Source organism: Litoreibacter albidus, from assembly GCF_900107015.1.
Lineage (GTDB): Bacteria > Pseudomonadota > Alphaproteobacteria > Rhodobacterales > Rhodobacteraceae > Litoreibacter > Litoreibacter albidus.
In genome coordinates this window covers 37,880-56,697 of record NZ_FNOI01000006.1, presented here as the reverse complement: position 1 = coordinate 56,697, position 18,818 = coordinate 37,880, and the positions used below count along the sequence as shown (strand labels likewise).

The window sequence follows — 18,818 nt, the reverse complement described above, 5'->3', positions numbered from 1 at the left end:
AGAGGAGAGATGATATGCCTGCACACCACCAAGTAGACCTTTTGACCCTGCCCCTGCCACACTGCTGGTTCGAGGCGGAAACCGCCCTGCCCGCGCACCGGTTCAAGGCCGCGAACCTTGGCACCGGATCGGACGCCCTGTTGGGCGTCGCGCGCCGCACGCAAGGCGCTGAACTGGCCGATAAGGCGCGGCCGGAGGACAACACGCTCGACGGGGCGCAGCGGTCTTTTGACACGTATTTCAACGTGCTACGCGCCGACGACCTGCCAATCCCGCAGTACCGCGCCGCGTTGGGGCAGACCCTGAAAGGCTGTTATCTGGACGTACAAACCGGCGTGTCCCTGACCGACCGCGAGATAGAAGTGCTGTCCTTGGGGCTGCACCGTCTGGCGGATTGGGCGCAATTCCCGACCACTGTGGATAGCGCGGATGACACCCCTTGGGAGGCCCACAGCCCGTCGCAGCTCTACCGTTGGAAGCAACAGCACCACCTGTTTTTTGTCATCGTGCACGGCATGCTCTACCTGTTGCATGTGCTGGAGGAGGCGCTGGACAAGTCCCACGCCCCTGTCGTGCGCGCCATTTTGCAGGACTTCGCGGAGCTTATGGAGGCGTCCGAGGTGGCGTTCCGTTTGGCGAGCGACTTTTCACAAGAGGCCTATGACACTGAAATCCGCCCCGACATGTTCGCGTTCGACCCGCATTTCTCTGGGTTGTTTTATGCCGACCACAAAGAGCTGATCACCCGCTTGCGGGTTCTGCGCCGCGTCGGGTCTGACTTTGGCGAGGAGTTGGACCGCATCAACGCCGCCATCACCCAGTCATATGAGGCCCACGCTCTGGTGTGTTTGCGCTTTGTCGGCGAGACCTCCAGCCTAGCCTCCAAGGATGAGACCCGCGTGGCGGCGGAAAGCATTCGCAACAAATACGTCAAACGCACCAAGACCATCGCGGGCTTCGGAAAAGACGGCTAAATCAACGCGCAAGGCCACCCCATGTCGCGCTCTGCGGCGCGGGTGGCCTTGCGTCAGCGTTCATTTAATCGTGAACGCACACGCCGCTTTTGCGGCTGGCACCCCTATGAAATATCCTGATATGACCTGTCAGCTCCGGCGCACGTAAGTCGCTGGTGCGCGAGACTATTCATCAATTTTCGCACCTCTATCGAAAACCAAGGAACCCTTTGGCCAATTGATACGTTGACAAGGGCTACGACCACAAACTCCCTGAAAGTGGGACCGGTCAAACCTAAATCAGGAAAGCTATCATATGTTAAAACAGGTGGTCTTGGGCGGTCTTGCCGTCGCCGTCGTCGGCGCGATTGGCTTCGGGATTTACGCCTACAAACCTGCATATGAACCCATTGCGGCAGACCAAAACGCGGAATTCGATCCGCTGGTTGTCGAACGGGGCCGCATTCTTGCAGCCGCCGGATACTGCGCAACGTGCCACACGGCAGCAGACGGCGAACCCTACGCAGGGAACTACGCGATGGAGACGGGGTTCGGGACGATTTACTCGACCAACCTGACGCCGGACGTTGAAACAGGCATCGGTGCCTACTCCAAGGAGGCGTTCCGGCGGGCCATGCACGAAGGTGTCGACCGCGAAGGTCGCCACCTTTTCCCTGCGTTTCCCTATGATCATTTCACCAAGATGACGGACGACGATGTGGACGCGATTTACGCCTACATCATGACCGACGTCGCCCCCGTGAAAGCAACCCCCACCGAAAATGAGCTGCCCTTCCCGCTGAACCAACGGTTCTTGCAAGCGGGGTGGAAATTGCTGTTTGCGGATTTCGGGCGCTACACGCCTGACGCGGACCAGTCGGACGAATGGAACCGTGGCGCCTATCTGGCGGAGGGCATCACCCACTGCGGCGCGTGCCATACCCCACGCAACGCCTTGGGCGCGGAAATCGCCAGCGCCCAGTTTGAGGGCGCGGAGATTGACCGCTGGATCGCCCCCGCTTTGACGGCTGATAACCCGTCGTCGGTGCCGTGGAACACCAGCGAATTCAAATCCTACCTGAAAGACGGCGTGGCCACGTATCACGGCATCGCGGCGGGCCCCATGGGCCCCGTTGTGCATGCAGGCGTGCGGGAGTTGCCGGAGGCGGATTTGGACGCTTTGAGTGTCTATCTGGCCGATAAAGTCGGGGCCGGCGACGCAGACCCTGCCCAGAGCGACGCGGTTCTGGCCAGCTTGGACAGCAACCGTCCAGACCCGAAATACCGCCGTGACCTCGGCGCGCGCCTTTATGCGACTGCCTGCGCGTCGTGCCACTACAACACGCAGCAAATCGCTCAAGGGCGCCCTGATCTGGGCATAAACTCTTCGACCAACCTCGACACCCCCAACAACCTGATCCACGTCATCCTAGACGGCGTGAACGGACCGGAAGGCATGGCGGGTGTCGTTATGCCGGGCTTCCGCACGGCGTTGACGGACACAGAGGTTGCCGCAATCGCCGCCTACCTGCGCGACGCGCGCGCGGGCCAACCCGCGTGGCCAGAGCTAGAGGCAACGGTCGCAGATATTCGGGTCAACGGACCCCAAGCACACTAAGACCCCAAGGAAATGAGACATGATAGACTTTGAGATAAACGGTCGCCCCGTCAGCGTTGACGCCGACCCCGACACCCCCTTGCTGTGGGCCATTCGCGATGAAATCGGGCTGACCGGCACGAAATTCGGCTGCGGCATCGGCATGTGCGGCGCGTGTACCGTCCACGTGGGCGGGCGCGCCACGCGGTCCTGCATCACGACCCTGTCGGATGTAGAGGGCACGAATGTGACCACTATCGAGGGGCTGGACGCCGAAGCCAAGCACCCCGTGCAAGACGCATGGCGCAACCTGCGCGTGCCGCAATGTGGCTACTGCCAATCGGGCCAGATCATGCAAGCCGCAGCCCTGCTGCAAGACATCCCCAACCCAAGTGACGAAGACATCGACGCGGTCATGACCGGCAACCTGTGCCGCTGCATGACATACCCGCGCATTCGTCAAGCTGTCCGCGACGCGGCAACCGCAATGACCGGAGACACAAACAATGGGTAACAAACTGATTTCGCGCATGACCAATGCCGCCAAGCCCAAAGATATGACACGGCGGGGCTTTTTGGTCTCGATGACGGCGGCGGGCGTGGCCTTTGGCTTCCCGCGCGCGTCCTATGCGGCGATGGATCCGGCAGCGGTTGACGGCGTCCCGATCCAAGCCACAGGCGACACCTTCGAGCCGTCGATGTGGTACTGGATCGACGCCAACGGCCAAGTGAACGTCAACATCATCCGCGCCGAGATGGGCCAACACGTTGGCACCGCCATCGCGCGTATTCTGGCGGACGAGCTGGAAGTGGCTTGGGAAGACGTCCACATCACCCATGTCGACACCGACGAGAAATGGGGCCTGATGGTCACCGGCGGCAGCTGGTCGATCTGGCAAAGCTGGCCCGTCTACCGCCAAGCCGGCGCTGCGGGACGTACCGCGCTGATCGAGGCTGCGGCCAAGATGTGGGACGTCGCCCACGACACCTGCGAGGCGCGCAATGGCACCGTGACCGACGGCACCAATACCGCCACCTACGCGGAGCTTGTGGCCGCTGGAATTGGCCGTTCCTTCACAGCCGACGAGCTGGCCGCCCTGCCCCTGAAGCCGCATTCCGAATTGCGCCTTGTGGGCAAGGACGTCACCGCGCTTGATATCGAGAACAAAACCAACGGCAAGGCCATCTATGGCCTCGACGCGAAAGTCGACGGGATGGTGTACGGCGTGCCGATGTTGCCGCCTACGCGGCTTGGCTCCTCCGTCGTGTCGATTGACGACAGCGGCGCGAAGGACGTGAAGGGCTACCTGCAAACGCTGGCGCTTGACGATCCGTCCGGCACGGTGCCGGGCTGGGTTGTTGTCTTGGGCGAAACGCTGATGGCGGCCAAATGGGCGTCCGAGGCGATAGCCGTAGAGTGGAGCGCAGGCGACACCGCCAATGTATCCGAGGAGGACATCAACGCCCGCTCCCGCGCGTTGATCGCAGACCCTGAAACGGGCGGTATCCTGCCAACCGAAACACCGGACACCACAGCCGCGTTTGAGGGGGCTGCCGACACGCTGGAGGCCGAGTATACCACGCAAACAGTGTTGCACTTCCAACTGGAGCCGGTGAACGCCACCGCCTTCCAGAACGAGGACGGCATCTGGGAAATCCACACAGGCAACCAGTGGCAATCGCTGATCCTGCCAACCCTGTCGACCGCGCTAGACGCGCCAGCGGATAAAATCATCATGCGGTCTTATATGCTGGGTGGCGGCTTCGGGCGTCGGTTGAACGGCGACTACACGGTGCCTGCGGCCCTGACGTCAAAGGCGCTTGGCGGCAAACCGGTCAAGCTGGTGTTCTTCCGCGAAGACGACGCGCAGTTCGACAGCCCCCGCTCCCCCAGTGTGCAAAAACTACGGATGGCGTTTGATACCGACAACCAAGTTGTCGGCATGGAGCACCACGCCGCCGCCGCTTGGCCAACAGGTGTGTTGGTGCCGTCGTTTATGCCCAAGGGCGTGAACGGTGCGCCCTACGACCCCTTCGCCATCGACGGCGCGGATCACTGGTACAGCGTCGGCGCGCATCAGGTACGCGCAATCTCGAACGAGCTGGCGAACAAGACGTTCCGGCCGGGCTGGCTGCGCTCTGTCGGGCCGGGCTGGACCAACTTCGCGGTGGAAAGCTTCATGGACGAGGCCGCCCACAAAGTAGGCGCCGACCCCTTGGCGTTCCGCTTGGAGCACTTGAAAGCCGAAGGCTACAACGCGGGCTCCGCGCCCAACGCTGTGGGCGGCGCATCGCGCCAAGCCGCCGTGTTGCAGCGGGTCGCGGAGATGTCGGGCTATGGGAGCACCGATTTGCCGGAAGACACCGCCATCGGCATCGCCACCACCTTTGGCCAGTCGCGCAGCATGCCGACGTGGACCGCAGGTGCGGTGAAACTGCGCGTTGACCGCGAAAACGGCGAAATCGAGGTGCAGAAAATGTGGCTCGCCTTCGACTGCGGCACGGTCGTGGACCCTGACGGCGCGCTGGCGCAATGCGAAGGCGCGGCCCTTTGGGGCCTGTCGATGGCGCTCTACGAGGGCACCAAGATCGAGAACGGCAACGTCGCCGACCTGAACTTGGGTTCTTACACGCCTTTGCGCATGATCGACACGCCGGAGATGGAAATCGACTTTGTCGAGAGCACCGAAGTGCCCGTCGGCTTGGGCGAGCCGGGCACAACTGTTGTGGCCCCTGCCATCGCCAACGCCATCTACAACGCCGTCGGCGTGCGGATGCGCAGCCTGCCAATCCGGCCTGATGACGTACTGGCCGCCTTGAAGGCCTAACACATCTGCGGGCGTCCGGACCTTCACCAGACGCCCGCGGTTCCACGCATACCCCCTTCACATGCAGATGTTGACGACGCCGCGTCACTGACCTATCGATGCCTTACCGGGGGCGCCGAAAGGCTGAGATGTACCCTTTGAACCTGAACCAGATAATGCTGGCGGAGGGAGGGTAATCGTCGCCGCATTGCGGGTCCCCTTTTTTTCGCTGCTCGGAGAAAGAGACCCAATGAAGCTGACATCCCTTACGGCCGCCCTGTCCCTGCTCGCCTCGCCCCTTGTGGCGCAAGACAAAGTGACCTTGATGCTGGACTGGTTTGTGAACCCCGACCACGGACCAATCATCGTGGCGCAGGAACGCGGCTATTTCGCGGATGTCGATCTGGACGTGGAAATCATCGCCCCCGCCGATCCCTCCGACCCGCCAAAGATGGTCGCCGCCGGGCAGGCCGATCTGGCGGTGTCCTATCAGCCGCAACTGCATATGCAGATCCATGAAGGCCTGCCGCTGAAGCGCGTGGGCACGCTTGTTGCCACGCCGCTGAACTGCTTGCTGGTGTTGGAGGACGGGCCGATCAAGACACCTGCCGATCTGGCAGGCCGCAAGGTTGGCTTCTCCGTCGGTGGCGTTGAGGAAGCCGTGTTGGGCACCATCTTGCGCAAGCACGGTGTGCCGCTGGACGACGTGGAACTGGTCAACGTGAACTGGTCGCTGTCGCCCTCGCTGATGTCGGGTCAGGTGGACGCGGTTATCGGTGCTTACCGCAACTTCGAGCTGAACCAGATGGATATCGAAGGCGTTGCGGGCCGCTGCTTCTTTGTCGAGGAAGAGGGCCTGCCCCCCTACGACGAGCTGATCTACGTCGCAAACTCCGAAACGATGGACCCCGATATGATCCGCCGCTTTCTGGCTGCCACCGAAAAGGCCACGCAATACATGGTGAACCACCCACAGGCCAGCTGGGAGCTGTTCTCCGGCACCTCCAAGGAGTTGCAGGACGAGTTGAACAAACGCGCTTGGGCCGACACGCTGCCCCGCTTTGCCCTGCGCCCCGCCGCGATGGACGTCGGACGCTATGCCCGGTTCGAGAGCTTCCTACACGATGCGGGCCTTGTTCCTGCCATCAACGATGTCGCTGACATCGCAGTCGATGTGACCACCCAATGAGCGCGCCCGAGTATGGCCGCGTCTTCGCCAAGCTGCGCGAAGGCTGCCCGACACCTTGGGCGGCCTACACCCAGCACGCATTTGTAGAAGGCCTGCGCGACGGCACGCTGCCGCGCGCGTCGTTCCTGCACTATCTGGTGCAAGACTACGTGTTCTTGGTGCATTTCGCCCGCGCGTGGTCGCTGGGTGTGGTCAAAGCCGAAACGCTGGACGAGATGAAAATCTGCGCCCGCACGGTGGACGCATTGGTCAACCACGAGATGTCCTTGCACGTCAAAACCTGCGCGGCTGCGGGCATAAGCGAGGCGGCGCTGTTCGCCGCCAAGGAGGATGTAGAGAACCTTGCCTACACCCGTTACGTCTTGGACGCAGGTGTCCAAGGGGACTTTCTGGACCTGATCGCCGCGCTTGCGCCCTGCTGCTTTGGCTACGGCGAAATCGGGCTGCGACTGGCGCAAACCGCCGTGCCGGACACGCCTTACGCGGAATGGATCGCCACCTATGCGGATGACGACTACCAGCAGGTGATGGCCGACGTTGGCGCGATGTTTGACGGTGCCGTCGTGCGCCGCTTGGGCGACGCCTTCGACACCACGCCCCGCTGGGCGCATCTGCAAACGCGCTTCACCACCGCCACAGAACTGGAGGTCGGTTTTTGGGACATGGGGTTGTGCGGGGCGTGACGCGCGCGCCTGAAATCACGCTCACCGGCAGCTACGGCCTTGAGACAAGGCCGCTGTTTGCGTCCACACAAATGAGACTGGAGGCAGGTCAGTGGACCTGCCTTCTGGGGCGGTCTGGCGTCGGGAAATCAACGATTTTGCGGTTGATCCTCGGGCTGCCGACCCAAGGCCGTTTCATTGGCACGGTCACGGCCGACGACGGGCATCCCCTCGACGGGCGCGCGGGCTATATGGCGCAAACCGATTTGCTGCTGCCGTGGCTTAGCGTGCGCGACAACGTGGTACTTGGCGCGCGGCTGCGTGGGGAGCGGCCCGATCTGGACAAGGCCCATGCGATGATCGACCGCGTGGGGCTTGGTGCCTATCACGACAAAAAGCCCGCCGCGCTGTCGGGCGGCATGCGCCAACGCGCAGCACTGGCGCGCACCTTGATGGAAGACCGCCCGCTGGTGTTGCTGGATGAGCCGTTCTCCGCGCTGGACGCGGGCACGCGGGCGGACATGCAAGACCTCGCGGCGGAGGTTTTGCGCGGTAAAACCGTGCTGCTTGTCACCCATGATCCGGCGGAGGCATGCCGCCTTGGCCACCACATCAAGCTACTATCCGAGACCGGCATCACATCATGGGCCGTGCCCGACGCGCCCCCTGCCCGCGACGTGGACGATCCGCAAACCCTACAGGCGCAAGCGGCGCTGCTGGCCTATCTGAGGGGCACATCATAATGACCCGCTTTACCTATCCTATGTTAGCGACCGCCTTCGGGCTGCTGCTGTGGCAATTTTTGGTGTGGGTGACGAACGCACCGCATTTCATCCTACCGGACCCTTTGCGCGTTGCCACCACCGCCATCAGCAGCCGCGCCCTGATCGCAGAGCACGCGCTGGTCACCGCGACGGAGGTGCTTCTGGGCCTGCTGATCGGGTCTGTGTTAGGCGCGGTTACGGCGATCCAACTGGCGGCCGCCCCACGGCTGGCGCGGCTGGTGCTGCCGCTGCTTGTGTTCACGCAAGCCGTGCCCGTCTTCGCACTGGCCCCGATCCTGACGCTGTGGTTCGGCTACGGGATGGCGTCGAAAATCGTGATGGCCGTGCTGATCATCTACTTCCCCGTCACCGCGTCTTTCTATGACGGCCTGACGCGGGTGCCCCCTGCTTTGCTGGACCTCGCCTCCACCATGGGCGCGCGAAAGTCGCAGGTCATGTGGCGGATCAAAATCCCCCACGCGCTACCCGCGCTGGCGTCCGGTTTGAAGCTGGCGGCGGTCTACGCGCCCATCGGCGCGGTCATCGGGGAATGGGTCGGCGCGTCGAAAGGCTTGGGCTACCTGATGCTGCTGGCGAATGGGCGGGCCAAGATTGACCTGATGTTCGCGAGCCTGATCGCCTTGGCGTTGTTCACCGTTGTTTTACACAAATCCGTGTCGCTGCTCGCCGCGAAGCTGGACGGGCCGCGTTAAACCACCCTGCGCAAAAACGCCTTGGTGCGCGGGTCTTGCGGGGCTTCCAGCAACTGGCTGGGGGGCCCCTGCTCCACGATGTGACCGCCATCCATGAAGATAATCCGGTCGGCGATTTCGCGGGCGAATTGCATCTCGTGGGTCACGATCAGCATGGTTTGCCGCTTCTCCGCGACGCGGCGCATCAGGTCCAGCACCTCCCCGACCCATTCAGGGTCAAGGGCCGACGTCGGTTCATCAAACAGCATCAAATCCGCATCAAGCGCCATCGCACGGCCAATGCCCACGCGTTGCTGCTGCCCGCCAGACAGGGCTGCGGGGTAGGAATTTGCCTTATCTGCCAAGCCGGTTTCACGCAGAATGGCATCCGCGCGCGCGTTGGCGTCGGCGGTGGATTTGCCCTGCACGGTGATCAGCGCTTGCGTGATGTTCTCGCGCGCGGTCTTGTTGGCGAACAGAGCATAGTTCTGGAACACAAACGACGTGCGACGGCGTAGCGCAAGAATATCCCCGCGCGACGCTTTCGCAGCATCAACGCTCAGGTCACCCACGCGGATCGTGCCACTGTCGGGCCGGTCCAGAAAGTTCAGCGACCGCAGCAACGTGGACTTGCCCGTGCCGGACGGGCCAATGACCACCACGCGTTCGCCGGGCGCGATCTCCAGAGAGATGTCCTTGAGCACATGTGTGTCACCGAAAGCCTTGTTCAGGTCGGATATGGCAATGCCGGAGGGGGATGTCATCGTGCATGCGCCTTGTTCAAATAGACCTCTAGGTGACGTTGACCGAAGGCCAGCGCCTCGACCATGATCCAGTAAATCGCGGCCACCACAAGGAAAGCCTCAAAGTACAAAAAGCTGCCCGCCGCTTCCTTCTGGGTCGCGCCCATCAGTTCGGTGACGCCCAGCGTGAAGGCCAGCGACGTGCCTTTGATCATGTCGATAAAGTAGTTCACCAGGGTCGGTGCCGCGACACGCGCGGCTTGCGGCAGGATGATCTGGCGCATCATCTGGCCTTGGGTCATGCCAACGGCCTGCGCTGCCTCCCACTGGCTGCGGTCCACGCCCATGATCGCGGCGCGGATGCTTTCGGCCATATAGGCCGAGAAATGCAGCGTGAGCCCCATGATCGTGGCCGAGACGCCGTTAATCCCGCTCATGAACGACAGGACTTGCGGCAGGCCGTAGTAGAACAGGAACAGTTGAACCAACAGCGGCGTGCCGCGAAAGAAGCTGATAAACAGCCGCACAAAATGGTCCAGCACCGGCACGCGAAACACCCGCTCTACCGCCATCGCGGAGGCCAGAACCAAGGCGAAGGCCATGCCCACCAACGCCATAAACAGCGTTAGCGGGACATAGCTTAAAAGGATGGGCACCAGGCTCCACATGTATCCGAAATCTAGTGCCGACATCTGAGGTTACTCCGCGGTTGTAATGTCTGCGCCGAACCACTTGTTGGAAATTTCGGCCAGCTTGCCGTTTTCCTGAAGTGTCGTGATCGCAGCGTCAACACGGTCGCGCAGCGCGGCGCCCTCGGCGTCATTGCGGAACGGCAGCGCGTTGCGGATTTCGCTGAACGGTTTGCCAGCCAGCGACAGTGGCAACGGGCTTTCCGCGATCAGCTGCGCAGAGGACACGCGGTCCATCACGAAGGCGTCGACGCGGCCAAGGGCGGTGTCTTGCGCGATGTTGCTCTCATAGGTGCGAATGTCGATGTCCGCAGCGTTCGGCAGCTCGTTCAGCAGCTCCTCAAAGTTGGAGCCAAGGTTGACGGCCACGGTCTTGCCGCTGAGGTCGTCGACGCTGGTGATCGTGTCCTCGTTGCCTGCTTTGACCACGACTTGTGCCCCGTCAAAAACATAGGGCTGGGAAAAGGCGAACTTGGCCTCACGCTCCGGCGTGATGGTGATCTGGTTCGCGATGGTGTCAATGCGGCCGGATTCTAACGCGCCGATCAGGCCGGAAAAGGACATGGTGACAAAGTTCACGTCGTCGCCGGTTTCGGCCGCGATGGCGTTGATGAAGTCAACCTCGAAGCCTTGCAACACGTCAAGTTTGACGAAGGTGAACGGGAAATAGCCGCCGGACATGCCCACGTTCAGCGTGTCAGCCTGTGCTGCGCCGAAGGTGGTGGTCAGCGCCAAGGCGGCGGATGCTAGGATATTTTTCATGTTTTTCTCCATTGAGTTACCCCGCAGGTAACATCCCCGTAGAAGGCTTCAATGGGGTCGCGCACGACAGGTCTAATGTGGTCATAAATTTCGCCCGCGCAGAACATTATTCCACGCGGGCGATTACTCTTGGAACGATAACCGGCGCATCATCGCCGGCGCACAGCGTCAGCTTAGAAACTGCGCGATGACCTTGCTTTGGGTTTTCTTGCCGTCGGGATCGAGGCTGGTTTTAAGCGAGGTCAGATCCTCCGCCCAGACGGATGTACGCACGCGGATTGGCGGGTCTTCTGCCTCCACGCATTTCATCACAACCGCCGAGACCTCATCAGGCGTTTGGTAAATATCGGACCCGTCTTGGCGGTTTTGCGATCCACCCACGTATTTTTGCAGGATCGGAAGGTATTCATCGTCGAGCATGCCGCCCGTTTCTTCGAGCTGTTTCATCACGTTGGGGGCAAATTCTGTGCTGATGCCGCCCGGCTCCACGCAGGTGAAGTTGATCCCGAAGCTGGGTGTGATGTAGGACGCCATCGCCTCCATATAGCCCTCCACCGCGAATTTGGCGGCGCAGTAAATCTCGTTGAACGGCTGCCCGACCAAACCGCCGACGGAAGACACCGTCACCACATGGCCCGCGCGTTGCTGCCGAAAATGCGGCATCACCGCCTTAGTGCACCGCATAACGCCCATGAAATTCACGTCCATAACCCACTGCACGTCTTCCTCGCTCGCCTGCTCGGTGGAGCGCACGAAGCCAGCGCCTGCGTTGTTAACCAACACGTCGATGCGCCCCTCTTTCGCGATCACCGCGTCGACTGCCGCATCAATCGACGCGCTGTCTTGCACGTCGAGGTGCAGCACGTTGAGCGCTACGCCAGCCTCTGCCGCTGCGGCGTCCAAGGTGTCACGTTTCTTGAGGTTGCGCATGGTGGCATAAACCGTGTGCCCCGCCTGCGCCGCTTGCACGGCGATGCTGACGCCAAGGCCAGTGGAGGTGCCGGTGACAAGGATAACTTTGGACATATGGGTTCCAATTCAATTGTGTGGGGAGGAGGACGGATTGGGCCCCGCGATGGACATCCAGACCCGCTCGAAAGTCAGGTCGATCTGCGCCGCAGGGGTCGGCTTGTTGTGCAACGCACTCACGCGCGCCAAATGCATCGCGGGGGCCACCAGCAGAGTTACGATCGTCTCGACCGGTATTTGCGCCACAGTTCCGTCGTCGATTGCGCGCTGGAGCATCGCGGTGATGTCGTCTTGAAAGCCAAGCACCTGCTTGGCCTGCTCTGGGTTCAAAACCTGTGCGGCACCTGCGTATTCAATGAACAGAAAATCCAGCGGTTGCGCCGTCGTGAACGCCAGCATGTCGCGCCACATGCGCTCGATCATCGCCTTGCTGTCCGCCTCCTCGGCGGCGGCAACGATGGCCGCGTGGAACTCGCTTTTGATGTGCAGGTACACCTGCTGAAGCAGATCGGATTTGTCAGCAAAGTGGAGATATATCGTCCCCGCAGACACGCCCGCCTCTTTGGCGACCGCGCCGATTGAGGTGCCGCCGATCCCCTTCTGGGCCACAACACGCACAAGACCTCTGCGAATTTTGTCTTTAATTGCGTCGTGGGTCGGTCGCTTCATGGTACAATGCTTTTCAGTAATGAATATTCATTACTCATATCGACCACACCGCGCCCGCGTCAATCACGCCCCGTCGACAACGCTAACACGCTTTCGTGAGAGCATGGACCACTACGCTGAAAACAGCGAGGCTATACCGTCATAAACACGTCGTAGCGCGTTGATTTTCCTAATATTTGGTGATTGCAGGGCCGCACGCCTTCAATCGGATCACCCTTGGCGGGCCATTTCAGCACCACCCGATTGCTGGCGTGATCCAGCGCCACGCGCAGCAAATCGGCCGCGTCATCGTCGGTGCCCACAATCTCTCGGACCTGCCGTAGCTCCCGCTTCACCAGCGCGGATTTCTTGCGTTCGGGATGCATCGGGTCGATCAACACCGCCTCGGCGGACAATTCAGGCAGCAGGTCTTTCGCGTCGCCCTTCAGCAAGGTCATGCGGTCGATGATCTCGCGAAACACGCCGCCTTCCTCTGCCGCCCTGTTCATCCCCTCAACCAGCAAGCCATGCATGACGTCGGAGCGCTCTACCATCGTGACTTTTGCGCCCAGCGACGCCAGCAGGAAAGAGTCGCGCCCCAAGCCCGCTGTCGCGTCGACGATCATCGGTGTTTTGCCAGCCCGCAAGCCCATCGCCTTAGCCAGATCCTGACCGCGCCCGCCGCCGAACCGCAGACGGTGCGCAACCGCACCCGTCACAAAATCGGCGCGCAATTCGCCCTCTCGCTGTGTCAAAACACGTCCACCTTCAAAGCTGTCATCGCATCTTTCCCGTCCATACAGGGTTGCACGCGGCTCTTCCACCGGCCACGCACGCGCATAGTCATACGATCAGTTTGGCCCCTTCCGGCCCGTCGAAAAACGCGGTGCAGTCGTCAATGAACATTTGCACCAACCGCCGTTTTGGCCCAGGCGCGAAGCCCAGTGAAAATGTGACGCCCGACGACGCGCCCGATATAGGCAAGCACCGGATGTCGCGCCCTGCGTAGGGCGGCACCTCGCGCGGGCGCATATTCAGCAGTGAGACGCCCAGCCCCGCCGCCACCATGGAGCGGACCATTTCGGTCGAGTTAACGGTGGCGACGATGTGCAACGCCTCCCCGCTTTGCTCCAGCAGGTCCATGTAGTAGCCGCGCGCCGCAGGTCGGTCCAAAAGGATCAGCGGTTCGCGCGCGATCTGGGACACCGACACAGACGTACCCGCCGCAAGCGGATGGTCCGCTGGGCATAGGAAATACGTGGGTGCGTAGATCAGCGATTGCGTCTCGATCTGCGGGTTGGGCAGCTCCGCTACGTAGATAATCACGTCGAGCTGGCCGTTTATCAGGTCGCGCTGCGCCGACGTGTTATCTGCCTCCCTCAGCGTCAGGGTCACGTCAGGGTGCGCCTGAAGCAATGGCGCGCAGATTTGGGGTAGAAACGCAGGCGCTATGGGGGCGTTAAAGCCAATCGCCAGATTTCCCGAAAGTCCTGACTGCAAATCGGAAACATCGCTTAGTAGCGCATCATAGCGCTCTAGAAGATCGTCGACGCGCCGCTGCACATCGTGCCCCGCCAAGGTGGGAAACACCCCCTTGGACCGCGCCCGCGTCACCAGCGCCATCCCGAAGGCGTCCTCCGCCTGATTGAGCGCCGACGCGATTGCCGAGGCCGCGACATTCATCTCCTCCGCCGCCGCCGTGATGCTGCCTTGGCGCAACACGGCCTGTAAGTAGCGCATCGCGCGAAGGGATATGGGCATCATTAACCTCTGATTTTCAGGCTTAATACCTCGTATTAAACTATTTTTCAAAGGAATGTTCTTTTGCAACTCTGCAGCCAAGGCGCAAAAGGGAGCATGCCATGAAGACTCGGACCAAGGTTGTCGTTATCGGTGGTGGCATCGCAGGCTGCTCCACACTGTATCATCTGACGCAAGAAGGCTGGAGCGACGTCGTCCTTGTTGAGCGGGACGAGCTGACGTCGGGCACGACTTGGCATTCCGCGGCGCAGGTCACGAATTTCGGCATGACACAAACGATGGTCGGGCTGAAATCCCACTCCATCGCGCTTTACAAAAAACTGCGAGACGACCCCGAATATCCCGTGGGGTATCACCACGGCGACGGTGGCATCCGGCTGGCCAACACCCCCGCCCAGATGCAAGGGTATCGCCACTTTGCCTCCATGGCGCGAGGCATGGGGGTCGAGTACGAAGTAATCGACGCAGAGGAATGCGCCCGCCGCCATCCGCTCATCTCTACCGACAATTTGCTTGGCGGTCTTTGGGACGGCGAAGACGGCGACATCGACCCCGCGCAGCTGTGTCAGGCGCTGGCCTATCATGCGCGCAAGGCCGGTGCGCAGGTCTACCGCAACACGCCGGTGACCGCGCTCACCCAGCACAAAGACGACACATGGACGGTGCACACGCTGCACGGCGACATCGACTGCGATATTGTGGTCAACGCCTGCGGCTACCGCGTCAATGAAGTCGGCGCGATGATGGGGGTACACCATCCCGTCGCGTCGATGGAGCATCAGTATTTCATCACCGAAGACATCCCCGCGATCGCGGAGGCTGGACACCGTATGCCACTGCTGCGCTGCCCGATCTCGGACTACTACTCGCGTCAGGAAAAAGGCGGGTTGCTGGTCGGCTTTTATGAGCAGGACTGCAAGACATGGGGGATGGACGGCATCAGCCCAGAGTTTTCCAATGACCTGTGCCCCGACGACATGGACCGTGTGATGGATGTCTTGGAAGGCGCGTTCGAGCGCATGCCGGTCCTGATGGACACAGGGATCAAACGCGTCGTCAACGGCCCCATCACCTACACGATTGACGGGGCCCCGCTGGTCGGACCGATCCCGAACAAGCGCAATGCGTTCTGCATCATCGGCTTACGCGCGGGTCTTGGCGAAGGCGGCGGCCACGGCTGGCTTCTGGCGCAGCAGATCGTGCATGGGGAGGCCTGCTACGACACATGGGTTATCGACCCGCGCCGTTTTGCTGGCCACACAAATGTCGAGCTAACCGCCCTCAAAGCGATTGAGGATTACCAAAACGAATTCCGCTTTCACTTCCCCCATGAGCACCGCCCCGCCGGGCGGCCCGCCAAAACCACCCCCCTCACCCCGATCATGGCGGCAGAGGGGGCGGAATTCACCGTTGTGAACGGCTGGGAACGGGTCGACTACATCAAACCCGCGCCGGACTTTCACCCCAACTTGAGCTTCGACTTTGACGAAGCATTCGACGTCATCGGGGCCGAAGTGCGCAACGTCGCGGAAAACGTGGGCTTGGCAGAGGTCAACGGCTTCAACCGGATCGAAATCACCGGTGCCGACCGCCACGCTTTCCTTGACCGCATGTTCTGCGGCACCGTCGCCAAACGCGATGGGCGCGTCGGGCTGGGCTATCTGCTCAACCACCAAGGCTGCGTCAAGGCAGAGGCCACAATCGCCAACCTCCCCGCCTCTGATCGCGGTCCGGCGCGGCTTTGGTACGGCTCCGCCGCTGCAAGCGAGAGCCATGACATGGACTGGCTCAAAGCCCACCAGCGCGACGGCGAAGACGTAGCGCTGCGCAGCTTGACCAATGACTACACCATCCTTGTCCTCGCCGGCCCCAACGCGCGCGCGGTACTCGCAAGCTGTGCGCGCGGTGACTGGTCCGCCACCGCGTTCCCATGGCTGTCGGTGCGCGAATGCTTCATCGGCTTCGCCCCCGCCACGGTCATGGGCGTCAGTTTCTCTGGGGAATTGGCGTATGAAATTCACGTCCCCAACGCATCGCTTTACGCCGTCTATCTAACTTTGCGCCAAGCCGGCGAGGCATATGACATGAAACTGTTCGGCGCCCGCGCCGTGGACACGATGCGCATGGAGAAAGGTTTTTTGCACTGGAAGGCCGATTTGATCACGGAGTTTGATCCGTTTGAGACCGGCCTGTCGCGGTTCGTGAAAATCGACAAAGGCGACTTCAACGGCAAGGACGCCCTGATCCGGCGACAGGCAGAGGGCGCGACCAAGCAGCTCGTTACACTCAAGATCAACGCAACCCACGCCCCCGCCCACGGCGGCGCCTCGGTGATGCAGGACGGGAACGTCGTGGGCACCGTCACATCGGCGGAGTGGGGGCACCGGCTCGGCATTAACCTAGCCTATGCGTTCATCGACCCTATGCTCGCCACAGTCGGGACTGTTGTGGAATTGGATATGTACGGAGACCTGATCGCCGCCGAAGTCATCGCCCCCTCCCCCTACGATCCGACGTTCGCACGGATGCGAAGCTAGCCGACTTGGGTGCTAGGTATCTATCATAAAGGGGGTAAAAGTGGTGCCCAGGGGCGGATTTGAACCACCGACACGAGGATTTTCAATCCACTGCTCTACCCCTGAGCTACCCGGGCACCGGGCGTTCGCATAGGGTGTTTGCCTGCGAACGTGGGACTATCTAGGCCAGTGTTTTCGTGGTGTCCAGAGCCTTGTGCACGAAAAATAAAAAACCTCTCCCAGAAGACGTTAATGTGGCTTCGAGCCATCCCCTGCGGGGCCGCCAGCGGCGATTTCGCCCAGCTTCTTCTCCAGCTCTTGCATCAATTCGTCATCATCATCGGGGTCCTCGCTGGCTATTGCGTAAGATCCGCTCATCCAGCGGCCCAAATCGACGTCGGCACAGCGCTTGGAGCAGAACGGGCGGAACTTTTCGACCGCCTCCTTGGCGCAAATCGGGCAGCTCATTGCGCCAGCCCCGTAGGCACTGGCAAACGTTCGCGCTTGCGCTGCAATTCATAGTGCCCAAGCGGCGTCCACCCCACCAGCGACGTTTCGATCGGGTCCGCCCTGAAGGCGCTGCGCAGCGATATTTCGAACTGCTTGCGGTCTTTCTTCGGCATCGGCGCCAGATCAAGCGTGATCTGCCCGCCAAGGCCGCGCAGGCGCAACATCCGCGGCAGGGCTTTTGCCACCGCCAGATTGGCCTTTAGTCCAGACGCGGGAGAGAAATCACCGCCGGTGTTCACATCGACCGCCACCAAGGCGCGGGTTGGCTCGATGAACATGGAGGCTTGGCCCAGCGGCACCTCCGCGCGGTCCAGCTCCGCCAAAGCGTCCAGCACGCCGTAGGCCTCGAAGCCTTCAACCGTCTTGTCTGCGTGGGGCCAGTCGCGCCACGCCAAATCATGTGGGCCGGGCGCGTCGACCAAAAGCTCCGGCGCGCCGTCCACATCCGCCAGAACCGCGTCGGCCAAATCCAGCAAGCTGTCGGCCTCCTCCGCGATGGCGTCCGGATCCAGCCCAAGCGCGCCGGTGCGAATGATCACACCGTGACCGGATTCCGGCGCCCGCGAGCGGTGCAAAGCCTCCAGAAGCTCCTCGCGCGCATCCTCGTCACGCACTTGCCGCGAGACATTCAGCCCCTTGGCACCCGGCGTCACGATTACGCTGCGCCCCTTGAAAATCAGCCGGTCCGTCACCGGAACCGCCTTATGCGTCTCCGCGTAGGACGTCACCTGAACCAGCATCGTCGTGCCGGGCTTTAGGCCCTGTGCGCCGCGAAACAGCGCAGTTTGCCCGTCGGGAAGGGTCATCATCATGCCGCCCTGCCCCTTTAAGGGGCGGTCGGCCACAGCGCGGTAGATCGCACCGGGTGCGGGTGGGGCGTTGTCGTCAGGGGCCAGCAGCAGGTCGTCCAGAATGCCGTCGACCATGCGGGCCGCCGCGTCGCGGCCAGCCAACTCCCCCAAAACTATCAATGCACCCTTCATCGTGTCGCCTCATATCCCGCTGTTTTCAGCAATTGCGCGGCCTCCGCCACGGGCAGTCCCATGACCCCGGTGTAGGAGCCTTGTATCCACGGGATCAGCGCCCCCGCAGGCCCTTGGATGCCGTAGCCGCCCGCCTTGCCCTGCCAGTCGTTGGTGGCGAGGTAGGCGTTCAGCTCTTCGTTTGATACGTTCTTCATCTTCACGACGGTTACAACATCCGCCGTCCAAATCTGGTCGCCGCATTTGGCCGCCATTGCCGTGATCACACGGTGGCGACGCCCCGACAGCGACATCAGGAACTTCGCCGCCTCATCCGCATCTGCGGGCTTGCCCATGATCCGGCGGCCCAAGGCCACCGTCGTGTCAGCGCAAAGTGCGACCTCGCCCTCCGCCAGCGTCAAGGCCTCCGCTTTGCTGCGCGCAATGCGGCGGCAATATTCGCGCGGCTTCTCGGCCGGCAACGGGTCTTCGTTGATGTCGGGGGGGCGGATGTCATCTGGGACGATACCCAGAGTCGCCAAAAGCTCCAGCCGCCGTGGCGAGCCGGAGCCGAGCACGAGCTTCAACCCGGCA

19 protein-coding genes, 1 tRNA gene and 1 riboswitch are annotated in these 18,818 nt (G+C 61.8%); of the genes, 9 read left to right on the top strand and 11 right to left on the bottom strand.

Translation table 11 applies throughout. The annotated features are described in order from the left end of the window. Positions 1–14: 14 nt before the first annotated feature. The 8 genes from BLW66_RS13610 to BLW66_RS13575 all read left to right on the top strand — a co-directional run bounded on the left by BLW66_RS13610 (position 15) and on the right by BLW66_RS13575 (position 8,685). Entirely contained in the window at positions 15–974 is a 960-nt protein-coding gene (locus BLW66_RS13610; RefSeq protein WP_089947710.1) for a hypothetical protein, read from the top strand. Positions 975–1,269: 295 nt separating this feature from the next. Continuing rightward, positions 1,270–2,571, top strand: coding sequence for a cytochrome c (locus BLW66_RS13605; RefSeq protein WP_089947709.1), 1,302 nt, complete (start codon positions 1,270–1,272; stop codon positions 2,569–2,571). A 19-nt stretch (positions 2,572–2,590) separates the two neighbouring features. Further along, positions 2,591–3,064 (top strand): (2Fe-2S)-binding protein, encoded by a 474-nt coding sequence (locus tag BLW66_RS13600; RefSeq protein ID WP_089947708.1) that lies wholly within the window; start codon positions 2,591–2,593, stop codon positions 3,062–3,064. Continuing rightward, positions 3,057–5,378, top strand: coding sequence for a xanthine dehydrogenase family protein molybdopterin-binding subunit (locus tag BLW66_RS13595; RefSeq protein ID WP_089947707.1), 2,322 nt, complete (start codon positions 3,057–3,059; stop codon positions 5,376–5,378). Before BLW66_RS13600 ends, BLW66_RS13595 begins: the two co-directional genes overlap by 8 nt. 98 nt (positions 5,379–5,476) lie before the next feature. Continuing rightward, positions 5,477–5,566, top strand: a riboswitch (TPP riboswitch). Positions 5,567–5,607: 41 nt separating this feature from the next. Then, positions 5,608–6,546 carry an ABC transporter substrate-binding protein gene (locus BLW66_RS13590; RefSeq protein WP_089947706.1) on the top strand — a complete coding sequence of 313 codons (939 nt, stop codon included), beginning with the start codon at positions 5,608–5,610 and terminating at the stop codon, positions 6,544–6,546. Then, the gene (gene tenA / locus BLW66_RS13585) at positions 6,543–7,229 is read left to right on the top strand and encodes a thiaminase II (protein WP_089947705.1); all 687 of its coding nucleotides are present in this window, start codon (positions 6,543–6,545) and stop codon (positions 7,227–7,229) included. Before BLW66_RS13590 ends, tenA begins: the two co-directional genes overlap by 4 nt. Further along, positions 7,226–7,951 carry an ABC transporter ATP-binding protein gene (locus BLW66_RS13580; protein ID WP_089947841.1) on the top strand — a complete coding sequence of 242 codons (726 nt, stop codon included), beginning with the start codon at positions 7,226–7,228 and terminating at the stop codon, positions 7,949–7,951. The genes tenA and BLW66_RS13580 overlap by 4 nt, the downstream gene beginning before the upstream one ends. After that, positions 7,951–8,685, top strand: a complete 735-nt coding sequence (locus BLW66_RS13575) for an ABC transporter permease (RefSeq protein ID WP_089947704.1) — start codon at positions 7,951–7,953, stop codon at positions 8,683–8,685. The genes BLW66_RS13580 and BLW66_RS13575 overlap by 1 nt, the downstream gene beginning before the upstream one ends. On the opposite strand, the gene BLW66_RS13570 is transcribed toward BLW66_RS13575, so the two are convergent. The 7 genes from BLW66_RS13570 to BLW66_RS13540 all read right to left on the bottom strand — a co-directional run bounded on the left by BLW66_RS13570 (position 8,682) and on the right by BLW66_RS13540 (position 14,236). Next, positions 8,682–9,428, bottom strand: coding sequence for an amino acid ABC transporter ATP-binding protein (locus BLW66_RS13570; protein ID WP_089947703.1), 747 nt, complete (start codon positions 9,426–9,428; stop codon positions 8,682–8,684). The two genes, BLW66_RS13575 and BLW66_RS13570, sit on opposite strands and share 4 nt — an antisense overlap. Then, positions 9,425–10,099, bottom strand: coding sequence for an amino acid ABC transporter permease (locus BLW66_RS13565; protein ID WP_089947702.1), 675 nt, complete (start codon positions 10,097–10,099; stop codon positions 9,425–9,427). Before BLW66_RS13565 ends, BLW66_RS13570 begins: the two co-directional genes overlap by 4 nt. Before the next feature lie 6 nt (positions 10,100–10,105). Beyond that, the gene (locus tag BLW66_RS13560; RefSeq protein WP_089947840.1) at positions 10,106–10,858 is read right to left on the bottom strand and encodes an amino acid ABC transporter substrate-binding protein; all 753 of its coding nucleotides are present in this window, start codon (positions 10,856–10,858) and stop codon (positions 10,106–10,108) included. Between the two features lie 168 nt (positions 10,859–11,026). After that, a complete protein-coding gene (locus BLW66_RS13555; RefSeq protein ID WP_089947701.1) occupies positions 11,027–11,884 on the bottom strand; it encodes an SDR family oxidoreductase in 858 nt (285 codons plus the stop codon). A 12-nt stretch (positions 11,885–11,896) separates the two neighbouring features. Next, positions 11,897–12,496 (bottom strand): TetR/AcrR family transcriptional regulator, encoded by a 600-nt coding sequence (locus BLW66_RS13550; RefSeq protein ID WP_089947700.1) that lies wholly within the window; start codon positions 12,494–12,496, stop codon positions 11,897–11,899. Between the two features lie 131 nt (positions 12,497–12,627). Further along, positions 12,628–13,230, bottom strand: coding sequence for a class I SAM-dependent methyltransferase (locus BLW66_RS13545; RefSeq protein ID WP_089947699.1), 603 nt, complete (start codon positions 13,228–13,230; stop codon positions 12,628–12,630). An 88-nt stretch (positions 13,231–13,318) separates the two neighbouring features. Further along, complete coding sequence (locus BLW66_RS13540) at positions 13,319–14,236, bottom strand: LysR family transcriptional regulator (RefSeq protein WP_089947698.1); 918 nt, start codon at positions 14,234–14,236, stop codon at positions 13,319–13,321. A gap of 101 nt (positions 14,237–14,337) precedes the next feature. On the opposite strand from BLW66_RS13540, the gene BLW66_RS13535 reads away from it, so the two are divergent. After that, entirely contained in the window at positions 14,338–16,773 is a 2,436-nt protein-coding gene (locus tag BLW66_RS13535; RefSeq protein ID WP_089947697.1) for a GcvT family protein, read from the top strand. A gap of 41 nt (positions 16,774–16,814) precedes the next feature. Here the strand turns inward: BLW66_RS13535 and BLW66_RS13530 are convergent. The 4 genes from BLW66_RS13530 to BLW66_RS13515 all read right to left on the bottom strand — a co-directional run bounded on the left by BLW66_RS13530 (position 16,815) and on the right by BLW66_RS13515 (position 18,811). Further along, a tRNA-Phe gene (locus BLW66_RS13530) sits at positions 16,815–16,889 on the bottom strand. 112 nt (positions 16,890–17,001) lie between these two features. Continuing rightward, on the bottom strand, positions 17,002–17,220 hold the full coding sequence (locus BLW66_RS13525) for a DNA gyrase inhibitor YacG (protein WP_089947696.1): 219 nt from the start codon (positions 17,218–17,220) through the stop codon (positions 17,002–17,004). Then, positions 17,217–18,245 (bottom strand): ribonuclease E/G, encoded by a 1,029-nt coding sequence (locus BLW66_RS13520; protein ID WP_089947695.1) that lies wholly within the window; start codon positions 18,243–18,245, stop codon positions 17,217–17,219. The genes BLW66_RS13525 and BLW66_RS13520 overlap by 4 nt, the downstream gene beginning before the upstream one ends. Next, complete coding sequence (locus BLW66_RS13515) at positions 18,242–18,811, bottom strand: Maf family protein (protein ID WP_089947839.1); 570 nt, start codon at positions 18,809–18,811, stop codon at positions 18,242–18,244. The genes BLW66_RS13520 and BLW66_RS13515 overlap by 4 nt, the downstream gene beginning before the upstream one ends. Positions 18,812–18,818 lie beyond the last annotated feature (7 nt).

Excerpts from the sequence above, each read along its gene's own strand:
- BLW66_RS13610 (WP_089947710.1), top strand. The coding sequence starts at position 15 with ATGCCTGCACACCACCAAGTAGACCTTTTGACCCTGCCCCTGCCACAC.
- BLW66_RS13605 (WP_089947709.1), top strand. The coding sequence starts at position 1,270 with ATGTTAAAACAGGTGGTCTTGGGCGGTCTTGCCGTCGCCGTCGTCGGC.
- BLW66_RS13600 (WP_089947708.1), top strand. The coding sequence starts at position 2,591 with ATGATAGACTTTGAGATAAACGGTCGCCCCGTCAGCGTTGACGCCGAC.
- BLW66_RS13595 (WP_089947707.1), top strand. The coding sequence starts at position 3,057 with ATGGGTAACAAACTGATTTCGCGCATGACCAATGCCGCCAAGCCCAAA.
- BLW66_RS13590 (WP_089947706.1), top strand. The coding sequence starts at position 5,608 with ATGAAGCTGACATCCCTTACGGCCGCCCTGTCCCTGCTCGCCTCGCCC.
- tenA (WP_089947705.1), top strand. The coding sequence starts at position 6,543 with ATGAGCGCGCCCGAGTATGGCCGCGTCTTCGCCAAGCTGCGCGAAGGC.
- BLW66_RS13575 (WP_089947704.1), top strand. The coding sequence starts at position 7,951 with ATGACCCGCTTTACCTATCCTATGTTAGCGACCGCCTTCGGGCTGCTG.
- BLW66_RS13570 (WP_089947703.1), bottom strand. The coding sequence starts at position 9,428 with ATGACATCCCCCTCCGGCATTGCCATATCCGACCTGAACAAGGCTTTC.
- BLW66_RS13565 (WP_089947702.1), bottom strand. The coding sequence starts at position 10,099 with ATGTCGGCACTAGATTTCGGATACATGTGGAGCCTGGTGCCCATCCTT.
- BLW66_RS13560 (WP_089947840.1), bottom strand. The coding sequence starts at position 10,858 with ATGAAAAATATCCTAGCATCCGCCGCCTTGGCGCTGACCACCACCTTC.
- BLW66_RS13555 (WP_089947701.1), bottom strand. The coding sequence starts at position 11,884 with ATGTCCAAAGTTATCCTTGTCACCGGCACCTCCACTGGCCTTGGCGTC.
- BLW66_RS13550 (WP_089947700.1), bottom strand. The coding sequence starts at position 12,496 with ATGAAGCGACCGACCCACGACGCAATTAAAGACAAAATTCGCAGAGGT.
- BLW66_RS13540 (WP_089947698.1), bottom strand. The coding sequence starts at position 14,236 with ATGCCCATATCCCTTCGCGCGATGCGCTACTTACAGGCCGTGTTGCGC.
- BLW66_RS13535 (WP_089947697.1), top strand. The coding sequence starts at position 14,338 with ATGAAGACTCGGACCAAGGTTGTCGTTATCGGTGGTGGCATCGCAGGC.
- BLW66_RS13525 (WP_089947696.1), bottom strand. The coding sequence starts at position 17,220 with ATGAGCTGCCCGATTTGCGCCAAGGAGGCGGTCGAAAAGTTCCGCCCG.
- BLW66_RS13520 (WP_089947695.1), bottom strand. The coding sequence starts at position 18,245 with ATGAAGGGTGCATTGATAGTTTTGGGGGAGTTGGCTGGCCGCGACGCG.